The sequence below is a fragment of the Citrobacter sp. Cf132 genome (assembly GCF_030333885.1).
Taxonomy (GTDB): domain Bacteria; phylum Pseudomonadota; class Gammaproteobacteria; order Enterobacterales; family Enterobacteriaceae; genus Citrobacter; species Citrobacter freundii.
This window is the reverse complement of the sequence record NZ_JAOWFA010000057.1, coordinates 186719-201751: the sequence shown is the minus strand read 5'-3', so window position 1 is coordinate 201751 and position 15033 is coordinate 186719. Positions and strand designations below refer to the sequence as shown.

Here is a 15033-nt window from a genome sequence, read left to right as displayed (position 1 = left end):
GGGAGTACGTACAAATGCGATGACAGAACGGAATTTATCGCCGTGCTAACAATAATCCCATCACTAAACCGACTGTGGCGCCAACGCCGATCCCGCGCCAGGGTTTTTCGTGCACATAATCATCCGCCCGACAAACAGCTTTTTTCGCACGGTAATAGTAGCTGTCAGAAGCATGGCTGACGCGATTTCTCACCTCTTCTAACGCCCGTTCTGCCCGCGCTTTTAACTCAAGGTATTTTTGATCTGCTGGGTCGCCAGAAGAACGCAGCACCTCTTCCAGCGTTTCACTTAATAATTCCAGATCATCATCGATACGTGATTCATAAGAATGAAAAGACATTATATTCTCCCTTTCAATTGACGTACCCGCTAACTATAGACAACCTGGACTGTTTGCGCCTGTTTACGCCTGATGTGCTTCCCGCGCCATTCCGACGTGTGGAATACCGTCTTCGTCATAGATATCCGTTACCGGAACAAAGCCAAAGCGCGTATAGAACGATTGCAGATGCGCCTGCGCGCCCAGATATAACGCCTTGTGTGGCCAGTGTTGCGCGCAGGATGCCAGCGTCTGGGCCATCAGCTGTTGCCCCAGTTTTTCACCGCGCAGCGCTTCGCTTACAATTACCCGACCAATCACCACCGGCTCCAGCTCGTCATCGCTTTTCAGAATCCTCGCATACGCCACCAGCTCATCGTTATGCCAGCCCAGAATATGGCGATTCTCTCCAACCAGGTCATCGCCATCCACATCCTGGTACGGACACTGTTGTTCAACTACAAACACCGCGCATCGCAACTGAAGTAGTGCGTACAGTTGTTGGGTACTCAGCTTTGCATGGTGGAGATCTTGCCAGTGAATCATTGTCTGCCCCTATGTTGTGATAACCTGAACACCCTGCCTTATTGATGGCGAAAAGTGTAACGCGAAGATGGAATTACTATTTTTAGGCACGTCAGCGGGAGTCCCCACTCGCTCACGCAATGTAACGGCTATTTTACTGAATCTGCAACACCCGACTCAGGCGGGGCTGTGGCTTTTTGATTGCGGTGAAGGGACGCAGCATCAGATGCTCACCACTCCTTTCAATCCAGGAAAACTCGATCGTATTTTTATCAGCCATCTGCACGGCGATCACCTGTTTGGTTTACCGGGACTACTGTGCAGTCGCTCAATGGCCGGCAATGTCCAGCCTCTGACGCTTTACGGGCCAAAAGGGTTGCGAGAGTTTACCGAAACCGCATTACGTCTGAGCGGCTCCTGGACCGATTATCCGATGGAAATTGTGGAAATCACCGCAGGTGAGATTGTCGATGACGGCCTGCGTAAAGTCACGGCGTACCCGCTGGCGCATCCGCTGGAGTGCTACGGTTTTCGCATTCAAGAGCATGACAAACCCGGTGCGCTTGACGCTAACGCCCTGAAGGCGGCAGGTGTTAAAGCGGGCCCGTGGTTTCAGGATTTGAAAGCCGGGAAAACTATCGTGCTGGAGGATGGACGTACGATCCACGGCGCCGACTTCCTCGCCCCGGCCACCAGGGGAAAATCAGTCGCTATTTTCGGTGACACAGGACCCTGCGCGTCCGCCATTGAACTGGCTCGAGGTGTAGATGTCATGGTACACGAAACCACGCTGGATGCCTCAATGGAGGAGAAAGCGAACAGTCGCGGGCACAGCTCAACCCGACAAGCCGCACAGCTGGCGCTGGATGCCGGAGTGGGACGCCTGATCATGACCCACGTTAGCTCACGCTATGATGAAAAAGGCTGTCAGCGTTTGCTTGAAGAGTGCAAAGCGATTTTTCCAGACACGGAACTGGCTCACGATTTCGCCATTTTCAGCGTTTAACGCTTTATTTTTCCGCCTCAGTGCCGATAACAGTGGAAAGGCTGGCTTTCACACTGAGGACAGGATGAACAATTTCCAGAAAGATATTGATGACAGGACAAACCTAACCCTGTCTAACCGTTTTGAACTACTGCTATTTCGCCTCGGCAAATCTGTTGAGGAGCAGAAATCAGAGCTATTTGGCATCAACGTATTCAAGCTGCGTGAAATCGTGCCGATGCCGACCTTTACGCGTCCGGCTGGTATGAAGGCCCCGCTGCTGGGTATGGTTAATATTCGCGATCAGGTGATCCCGGTGATTGACCTGCCCGCCGTCGCGGGCTGTAAACCAGAGACCGGACTCAACATCCTGTTGATCACAGAATATGCCCGCAGCGTCCAGGCGTTTGCGGTGGAGTCAGTGGAAAACATTATGCGCCTGGACTGGCAACAGGTGCATACCGCCGAGAAAGCCGTCAATGGTCGCTATATCACCAGTATCGCTTGCCTGGACGACAACAAAGAAACCAACAACCTGGCGCTGGTGCTCGACGTTGAGCAGATCTTGTATGACATCGTACCGGCGAACCACGACCTGCGCGCAACCGATCTGAAAACCAATAAATTCAACATCACGCCGGGTGCGGTGGCGATTGTGGCAGATGATTCAAAAGTGGCCCGCGCAATGCTGGAAAAAGGGCTTAACGCCATGGAAATCCCGCATCTGATGCATGTAACGGGCCAGGATGCGTGGGAAAAAATACAGCAGCTTTCCGCAGAAGCACTGGCGGAGGGCAAGCCTATTAGCGAGAAGATCGCCCTGGTACTCACCGATCTCGAAATGCCGGAGATGGACGGTTTTACGCTTACCCGCAAAATAAAAACCGACGAACGCCTGAAGAAGATCCCGGTCGTTATCCACTCTTCGCTTTCCGGTAGTGCGAACGAAGATCATGTTCGCCGAGTAAAAGCGGATGGCTACGTGGCCAAATTCGAAGTCAATGAGCTTTCTTCAGTGATCCAGGAAGTGATGGATCGCACAGCAAAAGGCATCAGCGGTCCGCTGGTGAGCCGTCAGCTATTGAACTGACCGTATTTCACGCATAAAAAAACCCGCCGAGGCGGGTTTTTTCGTTACTGCATGTAGCCTTACATCAGCGGAGTCGCTAACTGCACAATGCTGATCAGCGGTTGCGGGTAAATACCCAGCACCAGTACCAGCAGGGCAGAAATCAGCACCACGATACCGCCCGCGCTGTACTGCCAGTTAGACGGCGCATCGCGGTTCAGCTGTTGCGGTGCGCTCAGGTACAGGCTCACGGCAACACGCAGGTAGTAGTACAAACCAATCGCCGAACCGACCACCACAGCGGCAACCAGCCACCACAGGTTAGCCTGCACACCGACTGCCAGTACGTAGAACTTACCGATAAAGCCCAGCGTCATCGGGATACCGGCCAGAGACAGCATCATTACCGTCATCACTGCCGCGAGGATCGGACGATGCCAGAACAGACCACGGTAGGAGAACAGAGAGTCCGCATCCGGGCCACGGTACGGGCTGGACATCAGGCTGACCACACCGAACGCGCCGAGGCTGCTGAACAGGTAACCGGCCAGGTAAACGCCAACCGCTTCCATCGACATCTCGCCGCTCTGCAGAGCAATCAGCGCCACCAGCAGGTAGCCGAGATGAGAGATAGAAGAGTAACCGAGCAGACGTTTAATATTGGTCTGGCTCAGCGCCATCAGGTTACCGAAGATGATGGAAGCAAAGGCAATCACGCCCAGTACAATACGTACCGCTTCGCTATCCCCTACCGGTGCGTACAGGAACAGACGCATCACCACGCCGAAGATAGCGATTTTGCTCGCCGTCGCCAGGAAGGTGGAAACCGGAGCCGGAGCGCCCTGGTAAACGTCTGGCGTCCACAGGTGGAACGGAACCAGCGAAAGTTTAAAGCCGAGGCCAACAATCATCAGACCGAAGCCCGCCAGCAGCAGCGGTTCGTGCAGCATGCCGTCGCCGAGGCTCTTACCGAGCGCAACAAACGACAGATTGCCAGACTGCGCGTACACCAGCGCCATACCGAACAGCAGGAAGGAAGACGCTGCGGCAGACAGAATGGTGTATTTGATACTGGCTTCCAGCGAACGTTTCTGACGGAACGCATAGCCAACCAGACCAAACAGCGGCAGAGAGATCAGCTCAATACCAAGGAACAGCGCCGCCAGATGGTTAGCGTTAGCCAGCAGAATACCGCCGAGTGCGGCAATCAGCACCAACAGGTAGAACTCTTCCCGGTTGTCGTCGTAGCCTTCCAGCCACGGGTAAGCAAAGGTACAGGTGGCAAGACTCGCCAGCAGCACCAGTCCGGTGTAGAGCATGGCGAAACCGTCAACCCGCATCAGCGGGGTGACGTCCATGGCGCCCGCCTGGCCAACAAACCAGAGCGAAACCAGCGCGGCGTTAAGCCCAATGACCGATAACGTGGCATTGAGGAAGTGATTGCGTCGCCACGCAATGGAGAGCATCACAACCACCACCGTCAAGCCGACGATCAGCAGCGGTAGCAGCGCAATCAGGTGTTGTGGAGTTATTGTCATGGCGATTTACGGCCTTGTAGTAGTAACGGAATTAACAAACCACTGCTGGATGTTGCTCATCGCAGAATGCGAGGTATCCAGAATCGGCTGCGGATAGAAGCCAAGCAGTACCAGAAGCACGACCAGCAACAGGATGATAAACAGCTCACGCAGCGACATCCCTGGCAGTTCAACACTGGCAATCTGGCTCTTCGCTTTACCGAAGTAAGCGCGATGCAACATCGCCAGCGAGTAAACAGAGGCAAACACCAGACCAAAGGTCGAGATCACGGTAATGACCGGAACCACCTGGTAGCTGCCGAACAGAATCATAAATTCGCCAACGAAGTTACCTGTACCCGGCATACCCAGAGTACACACGGCGAAGAACATTGACAGCGCAGGCAACCATTTCATTTTGCCCCACAGGCCGCCCATCATACGCATATCACGCGTGTGCAGACGTTCGTACAGCTGACCACACAGAATGAACAGACCGGCTGCGGACAGACCGTGCGCAATCATCTGGATAACAGCACCCTGGTACGCCAGCTGGCTGCCGGTGTAGATAGCAATCAGTACGAAGCCCATGTGCGATACGGAGGTGTAAGCGATCAGGCGTTTGATATCGTACTGATTAAAGGCCATCCACGCGCCGTAGAAGATACCGATAACACCCAGCCACATTGCGATAGGTGCAAACTCCGCCGACGCGTTCGGGAACAGCGGCAGAGAGAAGCGCAGCAGACCATAAGCCGCGGTTTTCAGCAAGATCCCCGCCAGGTCAACGGAACCTGCCGTCGGCGCCTGGGAGTGTGCATCCGGCAACCAGCCGTGCAGCGGAACCACCGGCATTTTCACCGCGAAGGCGATGAAGAAGCCCAGCATCAGCAGATATTCCACACCGTGGGACATCGGGGTATTCAGCAACTCTTCATAGTTGAAGGTCCACACACCGGTCGCTTTATAGTGCACAAACACCAGCGCCAGGATGGCAATCAACATCACCAGACCACTCGCCTGGGTATAAATGAAGAACTTGGTCGCCGCCGTGATACGCGTTTTACCGTCAGAGGCTTTATGCCCCCACAACGCGATCAGGAAGTACATCGGCACCAGCATCATTTCCCAGAAGAAGAAGAACAGGAACATGTCGATGGCAAGGAACACGCCGATCACGCCGCCTAAGATCCACATCAGGTTCAGATGGAAGAAGCCCTGGTATTTTTCGATTTCATTCCAGGAGCAAAGTACCGCCAGAACACCGAGCAGACCGGTCAGCACTACCATCAGCAGCGACAGACCGTCGATAGCCAGATGAATAGAGATGCCAAAACGTGGGATCCACGGCAGGACAAACTCAGACTGCCACTGCGGAATGCCAGCGGATTGCGTCAGTGAATAGCCGCCCTGCAACCACAGTTGCAGGCCAAGCGCCAGCGTCAATCCCATGGTAATCAGCGCGATCCAGCGCGGCACCTTCACGCCAAAGCGTTCGGTCTGCCAGCACAGGAAGCCACCGATAAAGGGAATTAATATTAGCCAGGGTAGTAACATGGCGATCTTTATTCCTTGTTAAAGTCCCATCAGGACCTGATTTTCAACGAATTCTCAAACAGAAAATTCACTTCGGATTGCGGCTTTTTTTGCCCGGTGGCGCGAACGCTTACCGGGCCTACAGATTCCCGTAGGTCGGATAAGCGCGAGCGCCATCCGACATCAACCCCACAATCCTCAAACTCAACGCAGTACCATCAACAGTGCCAGCACAACGACGGCGCCGATGCTCATTGATGCGACATACCAGCGCAGATAACCGTTCTCGCTCAACAACAGGCCTTTACCTGCAAAGCGGGAAAGGATCGCCGGAATGTTCATCATTGAGTTGAGCGGATCGCGTTTCAGCAACCAGGCAACACCCAGGAACGGCTTGACGAACACTTTGTCATACAGCCAGTCGAAGCCCCAGGCGTTATACCACCAGGTACCCAGCAGGCGGCCCGGCGCACTGTTGGCAATCGATGTCACAAGCTGGCGTTTACCCAGCCACAGCCATGCTGCGATCAGGATGCCCGCAATCGCTACGATACCGGAGGTAATTTCCAGCGTCATAACGCGACCATGCTCAAGCTCGGTCGTCGCAGGCAGTACACCCTGCAGCGGCGGCACAATCAGCGCGCCAACGAAGGTGGACAGGATCATCAGCACAATCAGCGGCAGATGATGGGTAATCCCCTTCCCTGCATGAGCGTGAATTTGTTCTTTACCGTGGAACACGATGAAAATCATACGGAAGGTATACAGAGAGGTCATGAACGCACCGACCAGACCTGCAACCATCAGATTAATATGACCATTCGCCATTGCACCGGCCAGAATCTCATCCTTACTGAAGAAGCCAGCGGTAATCAGCGGCAGAGCCGACAGCGCCGCGCCACCGACCAGGAAGCAGAGATACACCAGCGGAATTGACTTACGCAGTCCGCCCATCTTGAAGATGTTCTGTTCGTGGTGGCAAGCCAGGATAACCGAGCCGGATGCCAGGAACAGCAGCGCTTTAAAGAAGGCGTGCGTCATCAGGTGGAAAATCGCCGCATCCCACGCCTGTACACCGAGAGCCAGGAACATATAACCAATCTGGCTCATGGTGGAGTACGCAAGAACGCGTTTGATGTCGGTCTGTACCAGCGCAGCAAAACCCGCCAGCACCAGAGTGATGGCACCGATAATCCCCACCAGGTGCAGGATTTCTGGGGTCATCAGGAACAGGCCGTGCGTACGTGCAATCAGGTAGACACCGGCAGTAACCATCGTCGCAGCGTGGATAAGCGCAGAGACAGGCGTCGGGCCGGCCATCGCATCAGCAAGCCATGTTTGCAACGGCAACTGCGCAGATTTACCGACCGCACCGCCCAGCAGCATCAGGGTTGCCCACATCAGCATGTTGTTACCATCTGCAAAGTGCGCAGGCGCCAGTTCCACCATTTCGCGGAAGTTCAGCGTGCCCAGCTCGTTGTAGAGGATGAACAGCGCGAACGCCAGGAATACGTCACCAACACGGGTTACCACGAAGGCTTTCATTGCCGCAGCGCCATTCTTCGGATCGGTATAGTAGAAACCAATCAGCAGATAGGAGCACAGGCCCACGCCTTCCCAGCCGAGGTACATCAGCAGCAGGTTATCCGCCAGCACCAGAACCACCATGCTGGCGATAAACAGGTTGGTGTAGGCGAAGAAACGAGAATAGCCCTCTTCTCCGCGCATATACCAGGAGGCGAACATGTGGATCAGGAAACCAACGCCGGTCACCACGGAGAGCATGGTCAGCGACAGGCCGTCCAGCACCAGGTTAAAACCGATGTTGAAGTCGCCGACTGACATCCAGGTCCACAGCGGCTGGCTGTAAGCCTGCTGGCCATTGGCAAAGAAATCAACGCCAACAAACGCAGTCACCAGCGCGGCCAGACCAATCGACCCGACACCCACGGTAGCGGACAGATTTTCTGACCAACGACCACGGGAAAACGCCAGTAATACAAAGCCAATAAATGGCAGAATAATGGTTAAGGCAAGCATGTTCATCCACGCATCTCACTTACTGAATCGATGTTCAGGTTCTGGCGACGGCGATGAAGTTGCAGCAACAGCGCAAGTCCAATGCTCGCTTCCGCAGCCGCAAGGCTGATGGCGAGAATGTACATCACCTGACCATCGGTCTGGCCCCAGTAGCTTCCGGCGACCACAAAGGCCAGCGCGGAGGCGTTAATCATGATTTCCAGTCCGATCAGCATAAACAGCAGATTGCGGCGGATAACCAGACCGGTCAAACCCAGGACGAATAAAATCGCAGCGAGGATCAGTCCATGTTGTAAGGGGATCATGCGTGCTCCTCCGTTTTTCTTTTCGCGCGGTCATCAGTGCGATTGCTCAGCACTTCACCTGAACGCTCTTCGCGCCCCACGTGGAAGGCCACAACCAGGCCCGCCAGCAGCAGCATCGAAGCCAGTTCGACCGCCAGTACATACGGTCCGAACAGGGAAATACCGACTGCTTTCGCGCTAATTGGCGTCCCGTCGATGCCCTGATCGTTTACGCCCAGAATGGCGTAAACAATGACCACCAGCATGATGGCCGACAGAATCGCCGGACCAATCCACACCTGAGGTTTCAGCCACTGGCGTTCCTGTTCAATTTCAGAACCACCGAGGTTGAGCATCATTACCACGAATACGAACAGCACCATGATAGCGCCCGCGTAGACGATAATTTCCAGTGCACCGGCGAAGTAAGCGCCTAACGAGAAGAACACCCCGGAAATCGCCAGCAGCGAAATAATCAGATACAGCAGTGCGTGTACCGGATTGGTGTGGGTGATCACCCGCAAGGTTGCGAGAATGGCTATCAGGCCACAGATATAAAAAGCGAACTCCATTGCCCCTCTCCTTACGGTAACAGGCTCTTGACGTCGATAGGCTTAGCTTCGTTCTCTGCTTCGCCCTTATCTTTGCCGTCGATTGCCATACCTGCCATCCGGTAGAAGTTATATTCCGGGTATTTGCCCGGACCGGAGATCAGCAGATCCTCTTTCTCGTAAACCAGGTCCTGGCGCTTGTACTCACCCAGCTCGAAATCTGGAGTCAGCTGAATAGCCGTTGTCGGACAGGCTTCTTCGCACAGGCCGCAGAAAATGCAGCGTGAGAAGTTAATGCGGAAAAACTCCGGATACCAGCGGCCATCTTTGGTCTCTGCTTTTTGCAAAGAGATACAGCCTACCGGACACGCTACCGCACACAGGTTACAGGCAACGCAGCGCTCTTCACCGTCTGGATCACGAGTCAGAACGATACGACCACGAAAACGGGGCGGTAGATAGACCGGCTCTTCCGGGTACATCTGCGTTTCGCGTTTCGCGAACGCATGCAGGCCGATCATCCAGATACTGCGTACCTGGGTGCCGAAACCTACGAACAATTCTTTTAAGGTCATGGTCTTTGTGTCCCTTATTGCGCCTGCCAGAGAATGACAGCCGCCGTTACCAGCAAGTTGACGAGCGTCAGCGGCAGACAGACTTTCCAGCCGAAGGACATTACCTGGTCATAACGAGGACGCGGTAACGACGCACGAATCAAAATGAACATCATCATGAAGAACGCGGTTTTCAGCGCGAACCAGACGAATGGCGGTAAGAACGGGCCATGCCAGCCACCGAAGAACAGGGTAACCATCAGCGCAGAAATGGTGACGATACCGATGTACTCACCCACGAAGAACAGACCGAATTTCATACCGGAATATTCAATGTGGTAACCGTCGGCCAGTTCCTGCTCGGCTTCTGGCTGGTCAAACGGGTGACGGTGACACACCGCCACGCCCGCGATGGCAAAGGTGACAAAACCAAAGAACTGCGGAATAACGTTCCAGATATCAGCCTGGTTGTTGACGATGTCGGTCATGTTAAATGAACCGGCCTGCGCCACCACGCCCATCAGGGAAAGTCCGAGGAACACTTCGTAGCTCAGGGTCTGCGCAGACGCACGCATCGCACCGAGCAGGGAGTATTTGTTGTTACTGGACCAGCCGGCGAACAGCACCGCGTATACCGCGAGGCCCGCCATCATCAGGAAGAACAGGATCCCGATGTTCAGGTCAGCAACCACCCAGTTCGGACTCACTGGCACGATGGCGAAAGCCAGCAGCAGCGAGGTGAAGGCGATCATCGGTGCCAGGGTAAAGATGACGCGATCCGAGAATTTCGGGATCCAGTCTTCTTTAAAGAACATCTTGATCATGTCCGCAACCAGCTGGAGCGAACCGCCCCAGCCAACACGGTTCGGTCCGTAACGGTTCTGGAACAGACCCAGCAGACGACGTTCGCCAAAGCTCATGAATGCCCCGCAGGTGACCACCACCAGCAGGATCACCACCGCTTTGAGAATGCTCAGCAGGATCTCAATCAGATCGGGTGTAATCCAACTCATTGTTGTGCCTCCTGCAGATCCTCAAGACGCGCACCTGCCAGAACCGGCGCGATGCCAGGCATGCCCATCGGTAAACCAACCTGCCCTGCCGTTAATCCTTCAGCGATTTCAACCGGCAGCGTAACCGTGTTGCCATCGTAGCTGAAAGAAACGCGCGTACCGGCATTAACACCCAACTTCGCGGCATCAGCCGGGTTGAGTTTGATGTACGGCTGCGGCATACGGGTCTGGAAGACCGGCGCACGCTGGGACATTTCATCACTACCAAACAGGTGATAGTAAGGCGCAATACGCCACTGACCTTCCTGAGCCTGGAAGCTCGCCGGAACGGTTGTGAAGTACTCCATATTCCCCGCAGAAGCTTCGATCAGGCGCACGCCCGGATCGCCATGACGCAGTTTACCGCCCACTTCATCCTGGAACTTGTTCCACGCCTGTGGGGAGTTCCAGCCCGGAGCCCAGGCAAACGGAATTTGTGAACGCGGTGCAGACGGCTGGTTGTTCCCTTCCATAGAGAAAGCGAACATGGTGTCTTTGTCCTGCGGTTGACGCGGTTCGTGTACGCTGATGTTAGCGCGCATTGCGGTACGCCCACTGTAGCGGTGCGGTTCACGCGCCAGCTTCTGTCCACGGATACGGAAGCTTGCGTCCGGCGCGGCATCTTTAATGCCCGCCAACTGCGGCAACTTCTCAACGACCGCGTCGATAACGTGGTCGAGCTGCGTCCAGTCCACTTCACGGCTCTGCACGGTGCTGTGCAGCGAGTGCAGCCAGCGCCAGCTTTCCAGCATTACGGTGTTGCTGTCGTAGTAGGATGGGTCATAAACCTGGAAGAAACGCTGGGCGCGACCTTCGTTGTTAATCACCGTACCATCGCTTTCGGCGAAGCTTGCAGCGGAAAGCACCAGATGGGCGTTTTCCATAATTGCCGTACGCTGATGGTCAACGACCAGTACCAGCGGCGCTTTCGCCAGCGCGGCATCAACGCGAGCGGCTGAAGCATGGCGATGCAGGTCATTTTCCAGCACCACAACAGCGTCAGCGCGGCCTGTTTCCAGCTCGGTCAGCGCATCGTCAAGGGAACCACCGCCAATCATGCCGAGGCCCATGCTGTTAACCGAGCGAGCAATCATGGTAATGCCAACGTCTGCGCCACGGCCTTTCAGCGCCTTCGCCACGTTGGCAGCCGCCTGAATCACTTCGGCGCTACCAGCGTTGGTGCCGGAAATAATCAGTGGTTTCTTCGCCCCGGCTAGTGCCTGAACGATAACGTCAATTTTGTTCTGCAGGTCACGGTCGATACCGTCAACCGCCGGCGCGTTGTTATCCAGCGCGTGGGCGATAGCGAAACCTAAACGCGCCTGATCTTCAACCGGTGCACGATAGGTCCAAGCGGCGATATCGTCCAGACGGGTGTTATCGACGTTGGTAACGAATAGCGGATGCTTAGCACGCTGGCCGATATTAAGGATTGCTGCGATCTGCCAGTCAGCCACTTTCTGTGCCGCCGCCATTTCACGCGCTTTACCTTTCACCGCCTGACGCACCGCCAGCGCAACGCGTGCGCCGGTCTGGGTGACATCTTCGCCCAGCACCAGAACCGCATCATAAGATTCGATTTCGCGCAGAGCCGGAGTATGAATCCCGCCGTCACGCAGTACGCTCAACGCCAGTTGCAGACGATCCAGTTCGCCCTGAGCGATACCGGTATAGAAGTTATCCGCACCGACCAGTTCACGCAGCGCGAAGTTACTTTCAACGCTGGCGCGCGGGGAGCCGATACCAATCACTTTCTTCGACTGACGCAGAATATCTGCCGCGCCCTGCATCGCCTGCTCGGCGTTCAGCGTGATCAGGTCATCGCCACGACGCTGTACCGGCTGACGCGGACGGTCTTTCAGGTTCACGTAACCATAGCCGAAACGACCACGGTCGCAGAGGAAGTAGTGGTTAACGGTACCGTTATAACGGTTTTCGATACGACGCAGTTCACCGTAGCGCTCGCCCGGGCTGGTGTTACAGCCGATGGAACACTGCTGGCAGATGCTCGGCGCAAACTGCATGTCCCATTTACGGTTATAACGCTCGGAGTGCGTTTTATCGGTGAAGACGCCGGTTGGACAAATTTCGACCAGGTTGCCAGAGAATTCGCTTTCGAGCGTACCGTCTTCCGGACGACCGAAGTAGACGTTGTCATGTGCGCCATACACGCCCAGATCCGCACCATCGGCGTAATCTTTGTAGTAACGTACACAGCGATAGCAGGCGATGCAGCGGTTCATTTCGTGAGAGATGAACGGCCCCAGGTCCTGGTTACGGTGAGTACGCTTCGTGAAGCGGTATCGACGGAAGCTGTGACCGGTCATGACGGTCATATCCTGCAGGTGGCAGTTGCCGCCCTCTTCACAGACCGGACAGTCGTGCGGGTGGTTAGTCATCAACCACTCCACGACGCTTTCGCGGAACTGCTTCGCTTCTTCGTCATCAATAGAAATAAAGGTGCCTTCGGTGGCCGGTGTCATACAAGACATCACCAGGCGACCACGCGTGTCTTCCGCGTTCTGATATTGCTTCACCGCACACTGGCGGCAAGCACCGACGCTTCCCAGCGCCGGGTGCCAGCAAAAGTACGGAATATCAAGGCCAAGAGACAGACAAGCTTCCAGCAGGTTGTCCGCTCCGTTGACCTCATATTCTTTGCCGTCTACATGAATCGTAGCCATAGTCAGCATGCTTCCAGTTGGCTCGGTCGTAACCGAGCGTTAATCGAATTTCTTATCGCGACACAGGGCTAACCCTGTGATCACCAGCGCTCTTTCAGCAGGTTCGGCTGAATACCACCAATAGCGTGGGTATTGCTGAAGGTCTGCTTGATGCCAGCTTCGAATTCTTCGCGGAAATATTTAATGGCGCTCTGCAGCGGTTCCACTGCACCCGGTGCGTGTGCACAGAAGGTTTTACCCGGGCCGAGGAAACGACACAGTTGCTCAAGTGTCTCGATATCCCCAGGCTGGCCTTCGCCACGCTCAAGTGCGCGCAGAATTTTCACACTCCACGGCAGGCCATCACGGCACGGCGTACACCAGCCGCAGGACTCGCGGGCGAAGAACTCTTCGAGGTTACGCACCAGAGGAACCATGCCAATCTCGTGATCGACGGCCATTGCCAGTGCGGTGCCCAGACGGCTACCTGCTTTACCAATGCTTTCGAATTCCATCGGCAGATCGAGGTGTGCTTCGGTCAGGAAGTCAGTCCCCGCGCCGCCAGGTTGCCAGGCTTTGAACTTCAGGCCATCGCGCATGCCGCCCGCGTAATCTTCGAGGATCTCACGCGCGGTAGTACCGAAAGGCAGTTCCCATAGGCCAGGGTTCTTCACACGACCGGAGAAGCCCATCAGCTTGGTGCCCGCGTCTTTGCTCTTCGAAATGTTCTGGTACCACTCCACGCCGTTCGCGAGGATAGCCGGTACGTTACACAGGGTTTCGACGTTGTTTACGCAGGTCGGCTTACCCCATGCGCCAGAGCTTGCCGGGAACGGCGGCTTGGAGCGTGGGTTAGCACGGCGACCTTCGAGGGAGTTGATCAGCGCGGTTTCTTCACCGCAGATGTAACGCCCTGCCCCAGTGTGGACAAACAGTTCGAAGTCGAAACCGGTGCCCATAATGTTTTTGCCAAGCAGACCGGCTTCGGTCGCTTCGGCGATCGCGCGACGCAGATGCACGGCTGCTTCGATATATTCACCGCGCAGGAAGATATAACCACGGTACGCTTTCAGCGCAAACGCGGAAATCAGCATGCCTTCCACCAGCAGGTGCGGCAGCTGTTCCATCAGCAGACGGTCTTTATAGGTGCCCGGCTCCATTTCATCGGCGTTACACAGCAGGTAACGGATATTCATGGATTCGTCTTTCGGCATCAGGCTCCACTTCAGACCGGTGGAAAAGCCCGCGCCGCCGCGCCCTTTCAGGCCAGCGTCTTTTACCTGATTAACGATTTCGTCCGGTGACAGCCCGGTCAGGGCCTTACGCGCACCTTCGTAGCCGTTCTTGCTACGGTATTCGTCCAGCCAGACCGGCTGTTTGTCATCACGCAGACGCCAGGTCAGCGGATGGGTTTCGGGAGTACGGATAATGTCTTTCATTTATACCGCTCCAGCAGTTCGGGAATGCCTTCCGGGGTCAGATGAGCGTGAGTATCCTCATCGATCATCATGTTTGGCCCTTTGTCGCAGTTCCCCAGGCAACAGGTCGGCAGCAGCGTAAAGCGACCATCAAAAGTCGTCTGCCCCGGCTTGATGTTGAGTTTTTTCTCAAGCGCGGCCTGGATCCCCTGGTAGCCGTTGATATGGCACACCACGCTGTCGCAATAGCGGATCACGTGGCGACCTACCGGCTGGCGGAAGATCTGGCTATAAAACGTAGCAACACCTTCTACGTCGCTTGCCGGAATACCCAGCACATCAGCGATCGCATAGATCGCCCCATCCGGCACCCAGCCACGCTGTTTCTGAACGATTTTCAGCGCTTCAATGGACGCCGCACGCGGGTCTTCGTAGTGGTGCTTCTCGTGCTCAATCGCTTCACGCTCAGCCGCACTCAGCTCAAAAGCCTCGGTTTGTGGTTGTTGATTCTCGTGCATAA

14 protein-coding genes are annotated in these 15033 nt (G+C 55.4%); 2 read left to right on the top strand and 12 right to left on the bottom strand.

Annotated features, from left to right (window positions below; all coding sequences use genetic code 11):
- Positions 1-34 precede the first annotated feature (34 nt).
- Positions 35-340 (bottom strand): stress response protein ElaB, encoded by a 306-nt coding sequence (elaB, locus tag OGV85_RS14345; RefSeq protein ID WP_003027683.1) that lies wholly within the window; start codon positions 338-340, stop codon positions 35-37.
- Between the two features lie 63 nt (positions 341-403).
- The gene (locus OGV85_RS14340) at positions 404-865 is read right to left on the bottom strand and encodes a GNAT family N-acetyltransferase (RefSeq protein WP_061548516.1); all 462 of its coding nucleotides are present in this window, start codon (positions 863-865) and stop codon (positions 404-406) included.
- A 67-nt stretch (positions 866-932) separates the two neighbouring features.
- Here OGV85_RS14340 and rbn point away from each other — a divergent pair, with 67 nt between their 5' ends.
- Positions 933-1850, top strand: coding sequence for a ribonuclease BN (rbn, locus tag OGV85_RS14335; RefSeq protein WP_032949697.1), 918 nt, complete (start codon positions 933-935; stop codon positions 1848-1850).
- Between the two features lie 64 nt (positions 1851-1914).
- Complete coding sequence (locus OGV85_RS14330; protein ID WP_003839364.1) at positions 1915-2919, top strand: chemotaxis protein; 1005 nt, start codon at positions 1915-1917, stop codon at positions 2917-2919.
- Between the two features lie 59 nt (positions 2920-2978).
- On the opposite strand, the gene nuoN is transcribed toward OGV85_RS14330, so the two are convergent.
- From nuoN to nuoE, 10 genes are all read right to left on the bottom strand, one after another.
- A complete protein-coding gene (nuoN, locus tag OGV85_RS14325; protein WP_003027689.1) occupies positions 2979-4436 on the bottom strand; it encodes an NADH-quinone oxidoreductase subunit NuoN in 1458 nt (485 codons plus the stop codon).
- A gap of 6 nt (positions 4437-4442) precedes the next feature.
- Positions 4443-5972, bottom strand: a complete 1530-nt coding sequence (gene nuoM, locus OGV85_RS14320; protein WP_003027692.1) for an NADH-quinone oxidoreductase subunit M — start codon at positions 5970-5972, stop codon at positions 4443-4445.
- Positions 5973-6155: 183 nt separating this feature from the next.
- The gene (nuoL, locus tag OGV85_RS14315; RefSeq protein ID WP_061548515.1) at positions 6156-7997 is read right to left on the bottom strand and encodes an NADH-quinone oxidoreductase subunit L; all 1842 of its coding nucleotides are present in this window, start codon (positions 7995-7997) and stop codon (positions 6156-6158) included.
- Positions 7994-8296, bottom strand: a complete 303-nt coding sequence (nuoK, locus tag OGV85_RS14310) for an NADH-quinone oxidoreductase subunit NuoK (RefSeq protein ID WP_000612644.1) — start codon at positions 8294-8296, stop codon at positions 7994-7996. The genes nuoL and nuoK overlap by 4 nt, the downstream gene beginning before the upstream one ends.
- A complete protein-coding gene (nuoJ, locus tag OGV85_RS14305; protein WP_003028059.1) occupies positions 8293-8847 on the bottom strand; it encodes an NADH-quinone oxidoreductase subunit J in 555 nt (184 codons plus the stop codon). Before nuoJ ends, nuoK begins: the two co-directional genes overlap by 4 nt.
- Positions 8848-8858: 11 nt before the next feature.
- Positions 8859-9401, bottom strand: a complete 543-nt coding sequence (gene nuoI, locus OGV85_RS14300; RefSeq protein ID WP_003028062.1) for an NADH-quinone oxidoreductase subunit NuoI — start codon at positions 9399-9401, stop codon at positions 8859-8861.
- Between the two features lie 14 nt (positions 9402-9415).
- On the bottom strand, positions 9416-10393 hold the full coding sequence (nuoH, locus tag OGV85_RS14295) for an NADH-quinone oxidoreductase subunit NuoH (protein WP_003028063.1): 978 nt from the start codon (positions 10391-10393) through the stop codon (positions 9416-9418).
- On the bottom strand, positions 10390-13116 hold the full coding sequence (gene nuoG, locus OGV85_RS14290) for an NADH-quinone oxidoreductase subunit NuoG (protein ID WP_048218907.1): 2727 nt from the start codon (positions 13114-13116) through the stop codon (positions 10390-10392). The genes nuoH and nuoG overlap by 4 nt, the downstream gene beginning before the upstream one ends.
- A gap of 80 nt (positions 13117-13196) precedes the next feature.
- A complete protein-coding gene (nuoF, locus tag OGV85_RS14285) occupies positions 13197-14534 on the bottom strand; it encodes an NADH-quinone oxidoreductase subunit NuoF (RefSeq protein ID WP_003839356.1) in 1338 nt (445 codons plus the stop codon).
- Positions 14531-15031 carry an NADH-quinone oxidoreductase subunit NuoE gene (gene nuoE, locus OGV85_RS14280; protein WP_003028069.1) on the bottom strand — a complete coding sequence of 167 codons (501 nt, stop codon included), beginning with the start codon at positions 15029-15031 and terminating at the stop codon, positions 14531-14533. The genes nuoF and nuoE overlap by 4 nt, the downstream gene beginning before the upstream one ends.
- Between the last annotated feature and the right edge of the window lie 2 nt (positions 15032-15033).

Coding starts and splice junctions, on each gene's coding strand:
- elaB (WP_003027683.1), bottom strand. CDS start 340: ATGTCTTTTCATTCTTATGAATCACGTATCGATGATGATCTGGAATTA.
- OGV85_RS14340 (WP_061548516.1), bottom strand. CDS start 865: ATGATTCACTGGCAAGATCTCCACCATGCAAAGCTGAGTACCCAACAA.
- rbn (WP_032949697.1), top strand. CDS start 933: ATGGAATTACTATTTTTAGGCACGTCAGCGGGAGTCCCCACTCGCTCA.
- OGV85_RS14330 (WP_003839364.1), top strand. CDS start 1,915: ATGAACAATTTCCAGAAAGATATTGATGACAGGACAAACCTAACCCTG.
- nuoN (WP_003027689.1), bottom strand. CDS start 4,436: ATGACAATAACTCCACAACACCTGATTGCGCTGCTACCGCTGCTGATC.
- nuoM (WP_003027692.1), bottom strand. CDS start 5,972: ATGTTACTACCCTGGCTAATATTAATTCCCTTTATCGGTGGCTTCCTG.
- nuoL (WP_061548515.1), bottom strand. CDS start 7,997: ATGAACATGCTTGCCTTAACCATTATTCTGCCATTTATTGGCTTTGTA.
- nuoK (WP_000612644.1), bottom strand. CDS start 8,296: ATGATCCCCTTACAACATGGACTGATCCTCGCTGCGATTTTATTCGTC.
- nuoJ (WP_003028059.1), bottom strand. CDS start 8,847: ATGGAGTTCGCTTTTTATATCTGTGGCCTGATAGCCATTCTCGCAACC.
- nuoI (WP_003028062.1), bottom strand. CDS start 9,401: ATGACCTTAAAAGAATTGTTCGTAGGTTTCGGCACCCAGGTACGCAGT.
- nuoH (WP_003028063.1), bottom strand. CDS start 10,393: ATGAGTTGGATTACACCCGATCTGATTGAGATCCTGCTGAGCATTCTC.
- nuoG (WP_048218907.1), bottom strand. CDS start 13,116: ATGGCTACGATTCATGTAGACGGCAAAGAATATGAGGTCAACGGAGCG.
- nuoF (WP_003839356.1), bottom strand. CDS start 14,534: ATGAAAGACATTATCCGTACTCCCGAAACCCATCCGCTGACCTGGCGT.
- nuoE (WP_003028069.1), bottom strand. CDS start 15,031: ATGCACGAGAATCAACAACCACAAACCGAGGCTTTTGAGCTGAGTGCG.